12 protein-coding genes and 1 pseudogene are annotated in these 16,996 nt (G+C 59.4%); 10 read left to right on the forward strand and 3 right to left on the reverse strand.

The genetic code is table 11. The annotated features are described in order from the left end of the window. Positions 1 to 511 precede the first annotated feature (511 nt). From PU724_RS28785 to PU724_RS28805, 5 genes and pseudogenes are all read left to right on the forward strand, one after another. A pseudogene (locus PU724_RS28785) lies at positions 512 to 1,636 on the forward strand (IS701 family transposase); the annotation flags it as partial. A gap of 676 nt (positions 1,637 to 2,312) precedes the next feature. Next, the gene (locus PU724_RS28790) at positions 2,313 to 2,771 is read left to right on the forward strand and encodes a Ros/MucR family transcriptional regulator (RefSeq protein WP_354424957.1); all 459 of its coding nucleotides are present in this window, start codon (positions 2,313 to 2,315) and stop codon (positions 2,769 to 2,771) included. 339 nt (positions 2,772 to 3,110) lie between these two features. After that, positions 3,111 to 3,797 (forward strand): hypothetical protein, encoded by a 687-nt coding sequence (locus tag PU724_RS28795; RefSeq protein WP_354424955.1) that lies wholly within the window; start codon positions 3,111 to 3,113, stop codon positions 3,795 to 3,797. A gap of 509 nt (positions 3,798 to 4,306) precedes the next feature. After that, a complete protein-coding gene (locus PU724_RS28800; RefSeq protein ID WP_354424954.1) occupies positions 4,307 to 5,335 on the forward strand; it encodes a sulfate ABC transporter substrate-binding protein in 1,029 nt (342 codons plus the stop codon). Positions 5,336 to 5,597: 262 nt separating this feature from the next. Continuing rightward, on the forward strand, positions 5,598 to 8,684 hold the full coding sequence (locus PU724_RS28805; protein WP_354424952.1) for a beta strand repeat-containing protein: 3,087 nt from the start codon (positions 5,598 to 5,600) through the stop codon (positions 8,682 to 8,684). 490 nt (positions 8,685 to 9,174) lie between these two features. Here PU724_RS28805 and PU724_RS28810 read toward each other — a convergent pair whose 3' ends face one another. Next, on the reverse strand, positions 9,175 to 10,176 hold the full coding sequence (locus PU724_RS28810) for an adenosine kinase (protein ID WP_354424949.1): 1,002 nt from the start codon (positions 10,174 to 10,176) through the stop codon (positions 9,175 to 9,177). Between the two features lie 712 nt (positions 10,177 to 10,888). Here PU724_RS28810 and PU724_RS28815 point away from each other — a divergent pair. The 3 genes from PU724_RS28815 to PU724_RS28825 all read left to right on the forward strand — a co-directional run bounded on the left by PU724_RS28815 (position 10,889) and on the right by PU724_RS28825 (position 13,108). Continuing rightward, positions 10,889 to 11,155, forward strand: coding sequence for an exopolysaccharide production repressor protein (locus tag PU724_RS28815; protein ID WP_354424947.1), 267 nt, complete (start codon positions 10,889 to 10,891; stop codon positions 11,153 to 11,155). Between the two features lie 217 nt (positions 11,156 to 11,372). After that, positions 11,373 to 12,695, forward strand: coding sequence for a methionine adenosyltransferase (gene metK / locus PU724_RS28820; RefSeq protein ID WP_354424945.1), 1,323 nt, complete (start codon positions 11,373 to 11,375; stop codon positions 12,693 to 12,695). 161 nt (positions 12,696 to 12,856) lie between these two features. After that, positions 12,857 to 13,108: a hypothetical protein gene (locus PU724_RS28825; RefSeq protein ID WP_354424943.1), complete on the forward strand. Its 252-nt coding sequence runs from the start codon at positions 12,857 to 12,859 to the stop codon at positions 13,106 to 13,108. A gap of 682 nt (positions 13,109 to 13,790) precedes the next feature. On the opposite strand, the gene PU724_RS28830 is transcribed toward PU724_RS28825, so the two are convergent. After that, positions 13,791 to 14,405 carry a DNA methyltransferase gene (locus PU724_RS28830; RefSeq protein ID WP_426213713.1) on the reverse strand — a complete coding sequence of 205 codons (615 nt, stop codon included), beginning with the start codon at positions 14,403 to 14,405 and terminating at the stop codon, positions 13,791 to 13,793. Positions 14,406 to 14,551: 146 nt separating this feature from the next. Beyond that, the gene (locus PU724_RS28835) at positions 14,552 to 14,764 is read right to left on the reverse strand and encodes a hypothetical protein (protein WP_354424939.1); all 213 of its coding nucleotides are present in this window, start codon (positions 14,762 to 14,764) and stop codon (positions 14,552 to 14,554) included. A 911-nt stretch (positions 14,765 to 15,675) separates the two neighbouring features. On the opposite strand from PU724_RS28835, the gene PU724_RS28840 reads away from it, so the two are divergent. Both PU724_RS28840 and PU724_RS28845 read left to right on the forward strand, forming a co-directional pair. Next, positions 15,676 to 16,548 carry a phage integrase N-terminal domain-containing protein gene (locus PU724_RS28840; RefSeq protein ID WP_354424937.1) on the forward strand — a complete coding sequence of 291 codons (873 nt, stop codon included), beginning with the start codon at positions 15,676 to 15,678 and terminating at the stop codon, positions 16,546 to 16,548. Further along, entirely contained in the window at positions 16,548 to 16,850 is a 303-nt protein-coding gene (locus PU724_RS28845; protein WP_135886347.1) for a hypothetical protein, read from the forward strand. The genes PU724_RS28840 and PU724_RS28845 overlap by 1 nt, the downstream gene beginning before the upstream one ends. Positions 16,851 to 16,996: the final 146 nt, after the last annotated feature.

Below are 16,996 nucleotides of genomic sequence, written 5' to 3' on the forward strand. Positions count from 1 at the left end.
TATCGAATATTATCGCGCGTCTCGCCCATACATTGCCATGCATCAAAGCCTTCCAAAACATTGGCAGGTTTCCGCCAGTCATATTGTTGCTTCGACGTAGCGTCTTCACCTAGATTTCAACGACACCCTTGATACACGCTGACACTCGCCCCCACTTGCTAGAAAACACGGTCTCTAGCATTTGGCTGAGTTTCTTTAACACATGATACACCGCCGCCATTTTCTAATATAACGGCCAGATGAGCAAATTTATTCCTGCACTATCCTTGCTCGCTTGGGAAAGATGCTTCTCTTTTCGTTTGCATCGGGGTTATGCCAACGCGAATTTGCTAAGTCAAGCTTGTTTCTAACAACAGAATGTGAGAGTTGTGCGCCGCCTAAATTGTCGACGGGGTGTTATTGTCTCGCTAAAAGAATGCTGAGAAAGAAGCCAGTATTACAGTTGCGTTTCGCAACAGGTTTACTCGGTTTTTTTCGCTTTTGTTCGGGCTGGCAAAAGGGGTTATTGGCGGTGGTTGAATCGATTGAAACGACTCTGAGAATTTGGGCAGCGACGCTGCACGATGTGAAGTCCCGGATCAGGAGGCTGTTCCCTCAGGAGCGTGTGGCGATTTCAGCTGGTCTATTCCTCGAAGGCCTGCTCCGGGATGAGCACCGCAAGACCGGCTGGATGCGCGCTGAGGCTGCGGGCGACCCCGGGCCGTGGCGCCAGCAGGCCATTCTTGGAAGAGCCAAGTGGGACGCAGACCTCCTGCGCGACATCGTACGCAAATTCGCACTCGAAACTCTGGCTGACAACGATGCGGTCTTAGCGATAGACGAGACGGGCTTTATCAAACAGGGCAAGACATCCTGTGGGGTGGCGCGGCAGGTCAATGGCTCAACGGGCAAGATGGCCAACTGCCAGATCGGCCTGTTTGGAGCCTACGTATCCAAGCACGGATATGCATTCATTGATCGCGCCCTTTACCTGCCCAAGGCTTGGACGGACGACCCTTCCCGCTTGGCGCGGACCCACGTGCCTGCGGGCATCCCTTTTGCTACAAAGTCCCATCTGGCGCTGGAAATGATCGGCCGCGCCCAGGCTGCGGACGTTCCCTTCAACTGGGTGGCCGCCGACCGCATCTTAGGTGGCGCCGATGTTGAGATGACCCTGCGCCGCTGGTGTAAGGGGTACGTGCTTGGGGTTAGCCCCAACCATCACTTCGGTTGCCAAACCGCCACAGGCGGCACGGCCGAGGAAATCGCACGGAACATCGATCCTTGCCTGTGGCGCAGCTTGCCCTTGGAAGAAGGAGGTGAAAGCTCTGAAGCATGGGCCTACTGCCCCTTCCCTGAACTGGATGTGGCAGAACACGACAAAACCCGGTCTGGGCTGTGGACTCCAGCCCTCTTGGTACACCGCGAGGCAAACCGCGTCCTACGTTACTTTTCTACCTGGTCTCCGGCCGGGACCCCGATCGATACGTTGATTGCGGTGCAGCAATGTTGCGGGATTGCCCAGGAAGGCCTTCGTGCTGCGAAGACCGAACTCGGCCTCGACCATAATGAAACCCGCTCTTGGCATGGATGGCACCGCCACGTATCGCTGGTGATGCTGGCATGCGCAATGATGGCGACTGTCCGTCACAAATCGCGCCAAGAGCCCGTAGGGGCCATCGGAAGGTTCATGGTACCCAGCCGCCGAGCGGATCGATTGCCAAGGACTTCCGCGAAGCCAGCATCGGCCTCGCAGGCGGCGCGGACCACCGTGTCGCGGCAGGATCAGCCCTGCGAATGCCACCGCAACCCCGTCCCAGCCGACCGGTCGGCCAAAAAGTAATAGTAACGCAGGGGTACAACCGTGGATTTAGCGTTCGAAAAGGAGGTCCCATGCTATCTCCCGGATGGCGACGGAGAGCCTGCCATGGTCTGAAAGGGGACAAAAAATGGTCGTGCGACAAAATGCCGTATGGGGTCGCAGCCGGTCGGAATCGGGAGATCCGACAGTTCTCGGGTCGGATTTGGTTGGAGGTATCTTCCAAGAGGAAACGAAGAGACGGCCGATTCCGGTGGAACCGCCGGAAAGTTGGAGAACCTACGTGAAATTAATCGGATGGCGCAGGCTGACCGTGGCATCTGGAGATGATGGCAGGGCACATGCCAAGCGCGGCAAGCAAAGCGCTTATATCCTGACAGACATCCCGGCCAATGCGGAAGCGACAACCTACGGCTATTTTTGGCGAGCACCAACGTGGCGGTGCAGTTAACGCCCTCGCACAAGATGGTGCTGCCAGTGTCTCGAATACGAGGGCCAGCGAAAGGCGAAGAGCATGTCTATGGATGATGACAAAACTGAACCCGTAACAGTGGACGTGGTGGCTGTGACGGCCACCATCGTCGCGGCGTTTGTCAGGAGCAACGCGATCCCCGCCGCCGCCGTTCCTGACTTAATCGCAAGTGTCAGTTCTGCGCTGAGGAGCATTTTGCAACCGCCTGCGCTCCGAGAACCTGAGCCTGTCCCGGCCGTCAATCGGAAGCGGTCCGTGTTCCCCGACTATATCGTCTGCTTGGAGGACGGGAAAAAGCTCAAGTCTCTTAAGCGGCACCTCAGAGCCCGTTTCAGCATGACGCCGGAGGAGTATCGGGCAAAGTGGGGACTCGACCCGGATTATCCTATGGTAGCACCCAACTATGCCGCCCAGCGGTCCCTCGTTGCCAAATCCGCTGGCTTCGGTCGCAAGCCAACCGCCAGGCCCCAGGGTGAATCGCCCCCCTCGCTCGAAAGCTGAGCTTTCGGGTTTGACGTAGGAATACAATTTGGGGGGATGACAGCAGCCTCCAACCTCTGTCAGCCGGTTCTCTCGCTGCCCTTTGTTGCGGCGCGACAATAACCGGCCGCCCAAGTGCGCCCCGGCGTGGCCGTTATCCACCAGGTCGCAACGACGCCATTGGCGCTCCTGCCGAACCGAAATCCGCCGCGGCGGTTTTGCCGTCGGGCAGCGCAACCCTCTGGTTCAGTGCACAAATCACACACAGCGCTGTCAGAAATTTCTCCTTTGCCTGTCAGAACATCTGGAGCGGGGTACCATAGGTCTCAAGACCAACAATCAGCAAAGGACCCCCTGAGAATGCAACTTACTTTCAATCGCCTATTCAACCGTCTTACCTCCAACAAGGGCTATACGATCGACCAAACCATTCTGATCGTCGCCATCATCGCTATTCTTATCACCCTCGTGATCATCACGGTCGGTTGGCAATTGCTCAACCGCTCGAGCGGTACCAAGGCCGGTGCCCAACTCAAGCAGGTTGAAGACGCCAACGGCCAGTTCTACTCCGGCCAACGCCTGTGGCCGCAAAACGCGCTGTCCAGCGCCGGCACGCCGACCACCAACATGGCGGTGCTGGTTAACCAGACCATCCCCGCCGCCAGCTGGGCCAGCACCATCGACCAGTCCAACCTGCGCAACATCCTCCCCGGCTTCCGCACCAGCGGTGCTGGCACCTCCGCCGTGGTCTACCACAACTTCGGCAGCGGCTCGTCCACCACCAGCACCATTACGCAACAGGTCAACACCATGGCTACCGCCGGTCCCGACCAGCGCCTGGTCGTCCAGTTTGCCGATATGCCACTGGCCGATGCCAAGGAAGCCGACAAAGCCATTGATGGAAGCGTTGATGCCACCAAGGGCCGTGTGATCTACGGCACCACCGCCTGCTTGAACAGCACCAGCGGCGGCGCAACCACCATCCCGTCTGCCCAGCCTACGGCCAACTCCGTAATCCTCTGCTACGCTGCCAACACCATCAACTAACGTTGGTTCTGCCAAATGCCGCCTCAAGGGGCGGCATTTACGTGCGCCGATTGCATATTAGCTTTTACTTACGCACGAGAACACAGCGCGAAAAGCGGGCGGTTAGCCTTGCCCCCTGTTAGCCCTATTATCTTCGCAGGTAACGCACGCGAAAGCCCCATTTCGCCAGCCGTGAACGTCGCCGGACGGACCGCGCAATCAGACGCCGGTGATCTTCCCGATCAGCTCGCTGTACTTCTCGGGCTCTCTGCCGATGAGCTGGTCTGGCACAGCTACCAGCGCCCAACAGGTCCGAACTGTTGGATGCAATTTGGCTGCCGCCATCGTCAGTTTGCCTGCTCGCAAGATTCTGGACGAGGGCTTTCAGTTCCATTCCCGCGAGTAGTCCATTTCGTGTCCTCCGGAAGAATTGGAATGACCTAATCGCGAATGGTCCAAAAACGAAGCGGCAGCGCATTTCCAATTCCTACTAAATTAGTAGATTGATGAGATCGCAAACGGAGACCACAATGACTCGATCTCTCAAGACATGGCTACTTGCCCCTTTACTGGCAGGGGCCGTCCAGCTCGGCACGCTCGGATTCGCGTTTGCCGACACCACCATTTTGAACGTGTCCTACGACCCGACACGTGAGCTCTACAAGGCCTATGACGAGGCCTTCGCCGCGCACTGGAAGGCAGAAACCGGCGAAACCGTCACCATCCAGCAATCGCATGGCGGATCGGGCGCCCAGGCCCGGGCGGTGATCGACGGCCTCAATGCCGACGTGGTGACCCTGGCGCTCGAAGGCGACATCAACGCCATCGTCTCGAAGTCGAAGAAGATCAACCCCGACTGGCGCAAGAAATTCGAAAACAATTCGGCGCCTTACACCTCGACCATCATCTTCCTGGTGCGCAAGGGCAACCCCAAGGGCATCCACGACTGGAGCGATCTGGTGAAGGACGGCGTCCAGGTGATCACGCCGAATCCGAAAACTTCCGGCGGCGCGCGCTGGAACTATCTCGCGGCCTGGGCCTATGCCAACGCGCATGATGGCAATGACGAGGCCAAGACCAAGGAATTCATCGGCAAACTGTATGCCAATGCCCCGGTGCTCGACAGCGGCGCCCGCGGTTCGACCGTCACCTTTGCGCAGAAGGGCCTGGGCGACGTGCTGATCGCCTGGGAGAACGACGCCTATCTGGCGCTCGACGAATTCGGCGCCGACAATTTCGACATCGTCTACCCGCCGACCTCGATCCTGGCCGAGCCGCCGGTCGCCGTCGTCGACGCCAATGTCGACGCCAAAGGCACGCGCAAGGTGGCCGAGGCCTATCTTTCCTGGCTCTATTCGAAGGAAGGCCAGACCATCATCGCCAAGAACCACTATCGTCCGGCCAAGCCCGACCTGGTTCCGGCCGAGGACCTTGCAAAGCTGCCCCCAATCAAGCTGGTCACCATCGACGACCCGCAATTCGGCGGCTGGAAGAAGGCGCAGCCTTACCATTTCGGCGACGGTGGTATATTCGACCAGATCTACAAGCCGGGCCAGTGAGGACGGACGGCCGGTAAGCCTCATGGGCATACCGACCGAATGCGACGACGATCCAGAACAGCATGACCACAGCACCCGCAAAGCGGGGTGCCGGTTCAGACAGCCGAGCGTCATTTCCGGGTTTCGGACTGGCGCTCGGCTTCTCGCTTGCCTACCTCACGCTCATCATCCTTAATCACAGCAGTGGCGAACCCGCAACGACGGTTGCCCCATTTGGCGTCAACAGCGACGCCAACCGGTTAAGGTTGCGGTACAGTGACTTATGCGCCTCCTTTTCCGCCTCTTGATCCCCGCCGTGCTGGTGGCAGGGCCGGCGTGGGGGCAGGACTGGGGCGCAGTCGTTAACGTCTCCACCACCATGGGCATCACCGGCAACCGGCTTTGCTATGGAGAAGCCTCACGAGGCGACATTGGCTGTCCATCCAACGCGCCGATTGTTAGCGGCTCGACCATTACGGGCACGTTCGTGGGGGACGGGTCCGGCCTCACCGGCCTCACAGTTACAACCGATCGCATCGTAAGCGGCACAAGCTCGGCGGTTATCGATCCGACCGGTGCTCTGACCGTGGCCGGGAGGCTTGAAATCGTCACCGGCACCAATGTGGTCGCGCTCGGCAACAATGCGGGGTTAACCAATTCTGGCACCAATGTTGTCGCCGTTGGCACCAACGCCGGCATGACCAATATCGGCAGCGCCGTTACATTGGTGGGAAAGTCGGCGGGGTACGGCAATGCTGGCTCCAACGTTGTGGGAGTTGGCGATTTCGCCGGGCAGTATAATAGCGGCACCGCACTCACAGCGGTTGGCCATGCCGCCGCACAGACCAATACCGGCAACAACGTCACCGTCGTCGGGGGCTGGGCCGGCACCTCCAACACCGCAGACAACCTAACGGCACTGGGGAGCTCGGCTGGTATGATCAATACCGGCAGCGCTGCCACTTTCGTGGGGAAGTCGGCTGGGTACGGCAATGCTGGCCCCAACGTCGTGGGAGTTGGCGATTTCGCCGCGCAGTATAATAGCGGCACCGCACTCACAGCGGTTGGCCATGCCGCCGCTCAGACCAATACCGGCAACAACGTCACCGCCGTCGGGGGCTGGGCTGGCACGTCCAACACCTACAGCAACGTCACCCTGTTGGGCTATGCCGTTTATACGGCCGACAAGTCCAACCAGGTGGTTTTGGGAAACGCCAACGTTGTCGAAGTGAGCACAGCCGGCGTTTACGTCGGCAAAGGCGTCAGCACCACCGGTGGCATCTCCGGCACCAGCGGGTACTTCAGCACCAATGTCGGCATCGGCACGGCAACCCCCAGCACGTCGCTCAACATTATGGGTTCATCCCCCATTATCCGTCTGAGCGACATAACCGGCCTCTACTCCAGCCTTAACGGCTCCAGCGGAAACCTTTACTACAGCAGTTACAACAGTGCTCGTAACCATTACTTCATGGCTGGCGGCACCGAGCTAATGCGCATCCTCGGCACTGGGCAAGTCGGTGTCGGCACCGCGACCCCCACCACCGCTCTTGAAGTCTCCGGTACCGTCTCCGCCACCAACTTCGTCGGCAACGGGTCCGGCCTCACCGGCGTCAGCACGGTCACCGACCGCCTTACCTCCGGCACCTCTGTCGCCACCCTCAGCCCCAACGGCAACCTCTCCATCCGTGGCCTGCTCGATATCGTCACCGGCACCAACGTCGTGGTCGTGGGCAGCGGTGCCGGCCTCAGCAGCTCCGGCACCGGCGTCACGGCTTTTGGCGCCTCGGCAGCACGCCTTAACAACGCTGGCAACGTAACGGCACTCGGCTATGGCGCGGGCTACCAGAATACCGGCAGCACGGCCTCGCTGGTAGGAACCTACGCCGGCTATAGCAATGCTGGCGCCAACACTGCAGCTACGGGTGCTTACGCCGCCCAGAACAATAGCGGCACCAATGTCACCGCAATGGGTACCTATGCCGCCCAGAACAATACAGGCAACAGCATAACGGCGGCTGGGTACTTGGCAGGCCAGACCAACACCGGCCTCTATCTCTCCGCCTTGGGCTATGCCGCAGGGCAGATTAACAGCGGGGACTATTCCACCTTGGTCGGTGGCTTTGCCGGGCAGAACAACACCCAGACCCACCTTACGGGCGTCGGCTATTTCGCCGGGAAGGACAATACGTCCGCCTACGTGACGGCGGTGGGTGAAGAAGCCGGGCAGTTGAACTCCGGCTACGCCCTGGTCGCAATGGGGGTGGCGACCGGGAAGTATAATACAGGCTCTAATTCCACCGTAATCGGATCCTACGCGGGCCAATACAATACCGGCCTCAATGCCGCCGCCTTGGGGTATCTTGCAGCGCGGAACAACATCGGCAGCAACGTCACCGCCCTTGGCGCCTATGCCGTCTTCACAGGCGGCGTATCCAATACTTACAGCAACGTCACCGGCGTCGGCTTCAACGCCCAGCCCAACAAATCCAATCAAGTCGTCCTCGGTGATGGCAACGTGGTGGAGGTCTCCACCGCCGGGGTCTACGTCGGTAAGGGGGTCAGCACCACCGGCCCCATTTCCGGCACCAACGGCTACTTCTCCGGCAACGTCGGAATCGGTACAACCAGCCCCAGCGGTACTCTGCACCTCTATGGCGCCTCCAGCAGCACGATCTTTATCAGCCGCGCCGGCTTGCCCTCTTCGGTGGGTATCATCGACTACTCCGCAGGCAACATGGTAATGGGCACAAATAGCGCCGACGGCGTGATTCTGCGCACCAGCGGGCTGACCCGCCTCATTATCGATAACAGCGGTATCGCCACCACCCAAGGCTCCATGGGTGTGGCCATGCCCGGTAAAACACCGTCCACCACACTCGATATCTCCGGTACCCTTAAGTTCTCCAACAGCGGCGAAACCTGCGACACCAACCGCTCCGGCGCCCTCCGCTATAACGGTTCCACCTTCCAGGTCTGCTACGGCTCCGGCGGCTGGGCCAACCTTGCCGACACCTCCTCTACCGTCGCCACCGCCGACCGTATCGTCTCCGGCACCGCTCAGGTTGTCGCCAACGGCAACACCAACAGCATTTCCATTACCGAATCCGGGGTCACCACCGGCTACTACTACAACGGCGTCTGGGTCGCGAGCGGCATCTCCACGACAGGTACTGTAAGCGGCAGCAGAGCCTATTTCGCTACCAACGTCGGCGTCGGCGTCACCAATCCCGCCGCCAGCCTCGACGTCTCCGGCACCGTCTCCGCCACAATCCTGCAACTGGCCGACGGCCCTCCGGCCACTTGCGGTCCCGGCGCCTATGGCACCATGAAAATGGTCAATGGTCGACCGTACTACTGCCGCCCGTAGGAATGGCGCAAGTGTCCTTTCCTCAATAACAGGCCTTGCTTACCGCGCTGCGGTAAAGTAAATGAACGGACGAAGCAAGCTTTCCCTTACTGACTCATGGGCGTTCTAATGAACAACGCTGAAGATACCCGAAAACTTGGCCGGAGGCGTGTTCTAAAAGGAGCATCAATTCTGACAGGTATTTCAAATTCTGAAGTCAAATGCACCGTTCGAAATATGCATTCCCAAGGGGCTGAGCTACAGGTACCAGCGGACTCCCGTGTTCCGAATGACTTCGTTCTTTACATCCCAACTGATGGCGTAGGTTATAAGGCAGTGGTCCAGTGGCGCCGAGCGGACAAGCTTGGGGTTATGTTTTTGGGTACAGAACCAAAACCACATTGGCACTATGGTTAAACGTTTCGGACTTGCTTGATCTCCGTTCCACGCGAGTAGTTCAACTTTGCCCCCCCGCAGCTCGCGATCTGGCGGGAAGATGGGACGCAGAGCCTCAAACACCCTTCAGCAGTCCGGCCTGCTCGGCCTCGCGGCGCAGGCTCTGCCGGGGCCGCGGGCCGATCTGCTGGATCACCATACCGGCAGCCAGCGAGCCCAGGTTACCGCACTCCTTCAGGTCGCGTCCCGTCGTGTAGCCGTGGAGGAAACCGGCGGCATAGAGATCGCCGGCGCCGGTCGTGTCGACCAGTTCCTTGATCTTCGTCGCCTCGATGGTGACGGTCTCGTCGCCGCGCACGATGACCGAGCCTTTCTCGGAACGGGTGACTGCGGCTATTCTGCAATCCTTGCGGATGGCGGCGAGCGCTTCCTCGAAGGAAGCGGTCTGGTAAAGCGATTTGATCTCGTGGCTGTTGGCAAAGACGATGTCGACGGTGCCCGAACGCATCAGCTCGAGGAATTCGTCGCGGTAGCGGTCGACGCAAAAGGAATCCGACAGCGTCATCGACACTTCGCGGCCTGCCGCGTGCGCCAGCTTGGCCGTCTGGCGGATCGCTTCCTTGGCGCGCGGCGGATCCCACAGATAACCCTCGAAATAGGTCACCTTGGCGCCGGCTGCCTTGTCGGCCTCGACATCCTCCGGGCCGAATTCGACGCAGGCGCCGAGATAGGTGTTCATCGAGCGCTCGCCGTCCGGCGTGACGAAGATCATCGAACGCGCCGTTGGCGGCTCACCCTTGAGCGGCTTGGTGTCGAAGGCCACGCCCTGGGCGTGGATGTCGTGGGTGTAGATGTCGCCGAGCGCATCGTTCGAAACCTTGCCGAAGAAGGCGGCGCGGCCGCCGAAGCTCGCCACGCCCGCCGCCGTGTTGCCGGCACTGCCGCCCGAAGCCTCGATCGCCGGCCCCATGCGGCTGTAGAGCAGTTCGGCGCGCTTGGTGTCGATGAGGTTCATCGCGCCCTTGATAATGCCGTTGGTCTCGAGAAAGGCATCGTCGCACTGCGCGATGATGTCGACAATGGCATTGCCGATGCAAAGTACGTTATATTCCGGCATCAGTGTCTCCGCCAACGACCCGCCCGCCTTCTGCCATGTCGCCCGGGCGCAGGTCTAGTGTTTCGTGGTAGGTTTCCCTAACTAAAAATTCACCGATGTTCGGACGATGCTGCTCATGGCAAATGCATTATGTTGGGATTTTGATATCGGGCTTGTTCTAGAACGCTGCTCTGTCAATTTCAAAAGTCTGAGGAACCGGTGGCGCGACGATGGGATGTATCATGTCTCAGTTGCAAAAAACTATGTTTTACAAAGCACTTCCAAGCGCAGGCTAATCGAATCAGGTTCAACGACGTCGTGTCGAGGCACGCTGATTAAGCGATAGTTGCGGTTGGGTTTATTTGATTTGGAGGAGATGGAGAGTGAAATTTGTTCGATGACGGCCAAAACGGAGACCAGGCATGTTTATTCTGGATAATCGTAACAGTCCTGGCGATTGGGATCGCCATTTGGTGCACTGTGTAGGGATTCCAAGGAATTTTGGATCATACAAACAGAGTCACGCGAAGCCAAACTTTTTTTATAGAAAAATTCGCAATTGTAATAATTGGCTGATTTTTTGTTGTCCGCAAAGATGTTCCAGTAGACTCAACCATATCCTTACTGTAGAGAGATTGGCTGGAAATCGGCCTTCATCGTCGGGTCCGACCGCTCACCGAAGCGCCCGCCAAATGAAGATGTCGATGGCAAGCCGGGTTATTGGGGCAAACAAATGTATTTCCCGCGGTTTCTGGTGGGTGCGACTGCCGTTTTAGTGATTTTTCTGATGACGATATATATTATGACCGGCTCGATCCGGTATTCGTTGATTTGGGCCGCCGTTGCCGCCTTGGTGCTGCAGGCAGGGTACTTCCTAAATGTCATTTATCTCGTTATCCGGGGCGACGCAGTCCAGCGTGACAAAATGCCCATCGCCAATGAAGAGCGTCCGAATTTACTCGACCTCTTTGGGTTTTTTTCTTCTGATATGACTATCTGAAGCATATCTGCGTCGCACGTTGTCGCCGTATAAAATAATATCCTCCGCATATACCTAACATCGGCGGTGCTCCTGGGGTATGTTAGCTATTTGCATTTCGTATTTTGTCACAAAACTGATGTGAATATAGATTACCGACCGGTTCCGACGTCAGTAGTGCTTGACGGAGGCCGCCCGCCACCGCTAACACGTGGCGCGCCAAATCGGCAGCCCGCCGATGTTTTCAGAGGGGACACCCGTGACGCTGCAGAATTATCTCTTCACCTCGGAATCCGTCTCCGAGGGTCATCCCGACAAAGTTTGTGACCGCATCTCCGACGAAATCGTCGATCTGGTCTATCGCGAAGCCAAGAAGACAGGCATGGATCCGTGGAAGGTTCGCGTCGCCTGCGAAACGCTGGCCACGACCAACCGCGTCGTCATCGCCGGCGAGGTCCGCGTCCCCGACACACTCTTGAAGAAGGACAAGGCAGGCAACATCCTGACGGATGCCTCCGGCCATCCGGTCGTCAATCCGACCAAGTTCAAGTCGGTCGCCCGCAAGGCGATCCGCGAGATCGGCTACGAGCAGTCCGGTTTCCACTGGAAGACCGCCAAGATCGACGTGCTGCTGCACGGCCAGTCGCCCGACATCGGCCAAGGTGTCGACAATGCCGCCGACCGCCAGGGCGAGGAAGGTGCCGGCGACCAGGGCATCATGTTCGGCTACGCCTGCCGCGAGACGCCCGACCTGATGCCGGCGCCGATCTACTATAGCCACAAGATCCTCGAGCTCTTGGCTGCCGCGCGCCATGAAGGCAATGGCGAGGCCGGCAGGCTCGGCCCGGACGCCAAGAGCCAGGTCACCGTGCGTTACGCCGACGGCAAGGCGGCGGAAGTCACGCAGATCGTGCTCTCCACCCAGCACCTCGATTCCAACTGGGATTCCAAGAAGGTCCGCAAGGTCGTCGAGCCTTATATCCGCGAGGCGCTTGGCGATCTGAAGATCGCCGAGGACTGCAACTGGTACATCAATCCGACCGGCAAGTTCGTCATCGGCGGGCCTGACGGCGATGCCGGCCTCACCGGGCGCAAGATCATCGTCGACACCTATGGCGGCGCGGCACCCCATGGCGGCGGCGCCTTTTCCGGCAAGGACACCACCAAGGTCGACCGTTCGGCTGCCTATGCGGCGCGCTATCTCGCCAAGAACGTAGTGGCGGCCAAGCTCGCCGACCGCTGCACCATCCAACTCTCCTACGCCATCGGCGTCGCTCAGCCGCTGTCGATCTACGTCGACCTGCACGGCACCGGCAAGGTGGACGAGGCCAAGCTCGAGGAGGCGCTGCGCGAGGTGATGGACCTGTCGCCGTCGGGCATCCGCCGTCATCTCGACCTCAACAAGCCCATCTACGCGAAAACCTCGTCCTACGGCCATTTCGGCCGCAAGGCAGGCCAGGACGGGTCCTTCTCCTGGGAGAAGACTGACCTTGCAGATCGCCTAACGGCGGCTACGGGCTTCTCGATAAGCCCTCAGGACGAACTGACGGCAAGTTGTTGAGGTGGAAATTCGGAATACTGAAGAGCCGGCACACAAAGGTGCATCCGAACTGTCGGAAGTATTCGTCAGGAGGTGTGTCGGCTCTACTCTGGTCTTGGTGATGGTGGCACTGATATATCTTGCCCTGCGATAGCCTATTGAAATAGCCAAGGTGTCAGGCGTTGGATTGCTTCGACAAGCTCGAATCTTTAATCGATGCCGGGGGCGCCAATGCCGTTGCGGAAGCTCGGACTTTGCTCCGCCAGTTCGAAGGCTGCTCTCAGTTGACCTCGACGGCGATCGACGATCTTCTGATCGAGTTGATGACGCTGGTATTCCTCGTTGAAGGCGGCAGAGAGGCATCCCAGAATTCAGCGCGACGACTGGCCCGTATAAGATTGTCCAAGGTGAAGCTGCTCTTGGCGAAACCCTGACGCGGTCGGAACACGCCGTGCACGGTCCGTAGAGGTGTATACTGCTTCTCAGTCCCAGCAGAGTCCCTTGTGGCCGGTCGTCACGAGCCACTGCACTCGCGCGAGGTGGCTTTTCACCGCTTTGCGGGCATCGAGGTCCTCGAACAGGACATGGTGTGCGACGTGGTGGCGGCCGCGCGCCGATTTTCTTCGACCTGACTCTTTCCATAAGGTTATTCCACGGCGGTGGCAACTTCCGGCGGGCGTGGTAGCCAACATAGTTTCATGGCCGAAAAATCAGAACCATGCCTCAGTTACAATTGCTTTTTGGATTATCGTCTTGATAGCACATCTAAATCGGTTCAAAGTCATATTGCTAAAATGTACTCCACATTTCACTCGTTCATTTGTCTAATGTGTGCCATTTTTGTATACATGTCGTGATATTTTAGCAACAACAATGCTTGGAACAGTAGAGAATCACCATCACCGACAAAATCTCTGTTGAATGGCTTCGCCGTTTAGGCCACGTTGGAGGGGCAATGGCGGCGCGGTTCCCTTCTTTTTGAGCTCCCAACCCAGCCTGCACCTAGCTAAATTAAGAAAACAAATCGGCGGCAGTTTGGTCCTTGCCCCCCTGACCGAAACGTGCCAGCCGACGCGAAGGGCGCCTTGAACAGGCGCCCTTCGCAGCCCTACCAATCTAGGAGGGCACTCGGCCCCGCGCCGTCGTAACGTGTCGAGCATCGAGTTCTATGCCGAGCCAGGTGCGGTCGCACTCCTGCGCGGCAACGAGCGCAGAGCCCGACCCGCAAAACGGGTCCAGGACTACGCCGCCTGCAGGGCAGAAGGCATCCACAAGCTTACGCAGGGGGTCCACCGGCTTTTCTGTAGGATGAAGCCGGTTGCCAGTGTAGCGCCACGGCAAAACGTCGGGAAGCGCTTCTGAAGGCATCGGTGGGTGTCCCTTTGCAAGGATGTAGGCACATTCATGCTGTGCCGCGACGTATCGCGTCGACGAGGCGTAGGTCTTGCTGAAAACCAGATGCCCAACGATGCGGAATCCCGCCGAGCGCCACGCGTCAAGGAATTGGTCGGCCGCATTCCAACCGTAGAAGCTGACGCAAAGACTGTCCGGCCTCAGAACGCGATAGGCTTGGGCAAATGCGGGTTTCAGCCAGCGCGAGTCATTGTCGTTGGCAATCGTACGCCCGCTCCGATCGCGGTAGCGGCAAAGGTACGGCGGGTCGGTAAGGATAAAATCGACGCATTCCGCCGGTAGCCCGGCCATGATCTCGATGCAGTCACCGTGCAGCACGGTATTCTTGGGACATGTGACGGCAGCGACTGCCGGGACAGGTCCCAGCCGCTGGGTTGGAATAAACCGGCATCGGGTAGGCACGGCAGCCCTGCCCGCGAGCGTGTGGCCGGCGACACTCACCGCGCCGCCAAAGCGGTGGGGGCTCATGCCCCCACGCTTTCCTTGGCCTTGGTATTGGCGCGGCGTTCGCGGATCACCAGGCGTCCGCTGAGCGGCATGGCCTTCAGGTTGAGGTTGAAGCCCTTGCGGTCATCGTGGCTCCACAGCGCGCCGATTTCGGTCCAGGTGGTCTTATCGCCCTCGCCCTCGACAACGAATACGGTGTGGGTCGGCCGTTTGGTGGTGGTTTCTGACATCGTCTTTCTCCTTTGATATTCCGGCCACGTCATTGCGGCCGGTCGGGTGCTCAAGGCGCAGTACGACTGAGCCGGCCTGCAACGGAGGGTCCGACCGAGGGTCCCGCAGGGAGACGGTTGGATGCCTTGCAGACCGGCGTGGACGGCGCACACACGACCCATTGCTGGCCGTTTTGACCGTGGCTGGCACAAAGGAGCGAAAGACGCAGAAACGCCGCCAGGCGGCTGACTCGTTCTCCAATCGAGGGGCGCGGCGATTCACCGCTGAAAACACGCGAACAGTGGCCACGATAGCCTGGCTTCGGCCTGGACGATGCCAACCGCTCGCGCGCCGAGTCATTCGGGTGCTGGGCCAGCGGCGCTGGCCTGGCGCGCGGAGGAATGAGCCGGCTTGGTTGGACATAGGATGTCCGACAAAGCGAGCGGCCGGCGGTCTGTCACTCGCCAATCCATTGGGGAGTGACAGACCGCCCTCAAAGCCTCGGTGGACGATGGGTTTGCGCAAACGTTGCCGCATGACCTGCAAATGACGCTGCGCCTCGGTTGCGCACCCGGCAATCATTTCCGGCGCGATGTGCTGGCCATTGGCGGGCAACCCCATTCACTATCCGGGCGGGTCAAGAAAACCCGATCCATCTCACCGACCATTTCCCCAGCAAAAGGAGAGCACACATGCCTGCTCAATCGATTCGTGCGCCGCCGCGGCGGGCACATCTCCGGTCTCGACCTCTCGGTGACCGGACGCCCAACAGGGCAAACCACTTCGGCCAGCCCTCCGGCTGGCTCGGGAGGCTCATACCGTAAGGAAGACTACGCATTCCGGCCATGCCGCGAATGACCTTCGCGGGGTGTCACGATCTACGGACGTGCATCGGCCATCAACACTCAGCCAAAAATAAGAAGCGAGCAAGATGGACGATCTAACCATGGACCTGGTGCGGCTGTGCCAACGCAACCGGGACGGCTCTTACGGCACTCAGAACAACCGCCGGCGCGGCCTGACCGCAATGGCCAATGACCTGGCGGACCTCGGCTACAAATTGCCGGCCGCGAGCTCCCTTAAACCCAAGCACGTCGAGGCGCTTGTCGAGCGCTGGCTGGACGGCGACACCACCGACGCCAGTGTCCGCAACCGCCTCACCTGGTTGCGGTGGTGGGCGGAGAAGATCAATAAGCCCAACGTCGTCAACCGTGACAATGCCGCGTACGGCGTCGCCGAACGCGGCGAGGTCACCCGCAACCGCGCACAGGTTCTCGACCCCGCCAAGCACGGCGACATCGAGTGCCCCTATATTCAGACCTCCCTACTGCTCCAGTCCGCGTTCGGCCTGCGGCGCGAGGAAGCCATGAAGTTCCAGCCGGAGGAAGCCATCCGTGGCGACCATATCGCCCTGAAGCCCAGTTGGACCAAGGGCGGTCGCGCGCGCACCATTCCGATCACCACGCTGGAACAGCAGCAAGTGCTCCAGGAAGCCAAGCGGCTTGTTCCCGGCCGGGGATCGTTGATCCCGGCGCAAATGACCTATGTCGAACACCTCAAGCGGTTCGAGTACCAGACATTGAAGGCGGGACTGCGCAACACCCATGGGCTGCGGCACGCCTATGCCCAGCAGCGCTACCGTACTTTGACCGGGCGGGCCTGCCCGCTGGCAGACGGCAAGCGCTGGGCCGAGATGAGCAGCAACGAACGTGCCGCCGACCGCGCGGCGCGGCATAAGATCTCGGCCGAGCTAGGCCATGGCCGCCTGAAAATCACCGATACTTACCTGGGGAGTGCCTTCTGATGAAGCGCGCGGAAGGCAATTTCCTCATGGCCTTCAAAACGAGGAAGTTCTACGCAAGCCAACTCTTCAAGCCCGCAACAATCGCCAAAGCGATCGACGAGGCCGCTACGCAGGGTCATCGCCTTTATCGCGTTGTGCAGGAACTGCCATTCGACCTGTCCGAAACGGCGGCCGCCCAAGAACTGGAGATCTGGCTCGATTCCGAGCAATTCCACTACATCTGGCGCCCGACCCTCATTGAGCAGGATCCGCTGCGTATCGCGACGGTGACGGAATATCCGGAGCTGGAGATTTCCTGGTAATTCGGTCAGTGCAACCAAAAAAGCAGGGCGTTCGCCCTTGGCAGCAGAGAAGGGGATGTTCATCCCTTTTTTTGTTTTTTGCCTCCGCTTCCGGAGGTGATGGGGCCAGCAGTTCTGCTGGTCCGGCGCAAGTGGCCCTTTAGGCC

The sequence above is a fragment of the Mesorhizobium abyssinicae genome (genome assembly GCF_049887195.1).
In the GTDB taxonomy this organism is placed as follows: domain Bacteria; phylum Pseudomonadota; class Alphaproteobacteria; order Rhizobiales; family Rhizobiaceae; genus Mesorhizobium; species Mesorhizobium abyssinicae.

What these genes read in the sequence shown, in the direction of transcription:
- PU724_RS28790 (WP_354424957.1), top strand. Translation starts at nt 2,313, where the DNA reads ATGTCTATGGATGATGACAAAACTGAACCCGTAACAGTGGACGTGGTG.
- PU724_RS28795 (WP_354424955.1), top strand. Translation starts at nt 3,111, where the DNA reads ATGCAACTTACTTTCAATCGCCTATTCAACCGTCTTACCTCCAACAAG.
- PU724_RS28800 (WP_354424954.1), top strand. Translation starts at nt 4,307, where the DNA reads ATGACTCGATCTCTCAAGACATGGCTACTTGCCCCTTTACTGGCAGGG.
- PU724_RS28805 (WP_354424952.1), top strand. Translation starts at nt 5,598, where the DNA reads ATGCGCCTCCTTTTCCGCCTCTTGATCCCCGCCGTGCTGGTGGCAGGG.
- PU724_RS28810 (WP_354424949.1), bottom strand. Translation starts at nt 10,176, where the DNA reads ATGCCGGAATATAACGTACTTTGCATCGGCAATGCCATTGTCGACATC.
- PU724_RS28815 (WP_354424947.1), top strand. Translation starts at nt 10,889, where the DNA reads ATGTATTTCCCGCGGTTTCTGGTGGGTGCGACTGCCGTTTTAGTGATT.
- metK (WP_354424945.1), top strand. Translation starts at nt 11,373, where the DNA reads ATGTTTTCAGAGGGGACACCCGTGACGCTGCAGAATTATCTCTTCACC.
- PU724_RS28835 (WP_354424939.1), bottom strand. Translation starts at nt 14,764, where the DNA reads ATGTCAGAAACCACCACCAAACGGCCGACCCACACCGTATTCGTTGTC.
- PU724_RS28840 (WP_354424937.1), top strand. Translation starts at nt 15,676, where the DNA reads ATGGACGATCTAACCATGGACCTGGTGCGGCTGTGCCAACGCAACCGG.
- PU724_RS28845 (WP_135886347.1), top strand. Translation starts at nt 16,548, where the DNA reads ATGAAGCGCGCGGAAGGCAATTTCCTCATGGCCTTCAAAACGAGGAAG.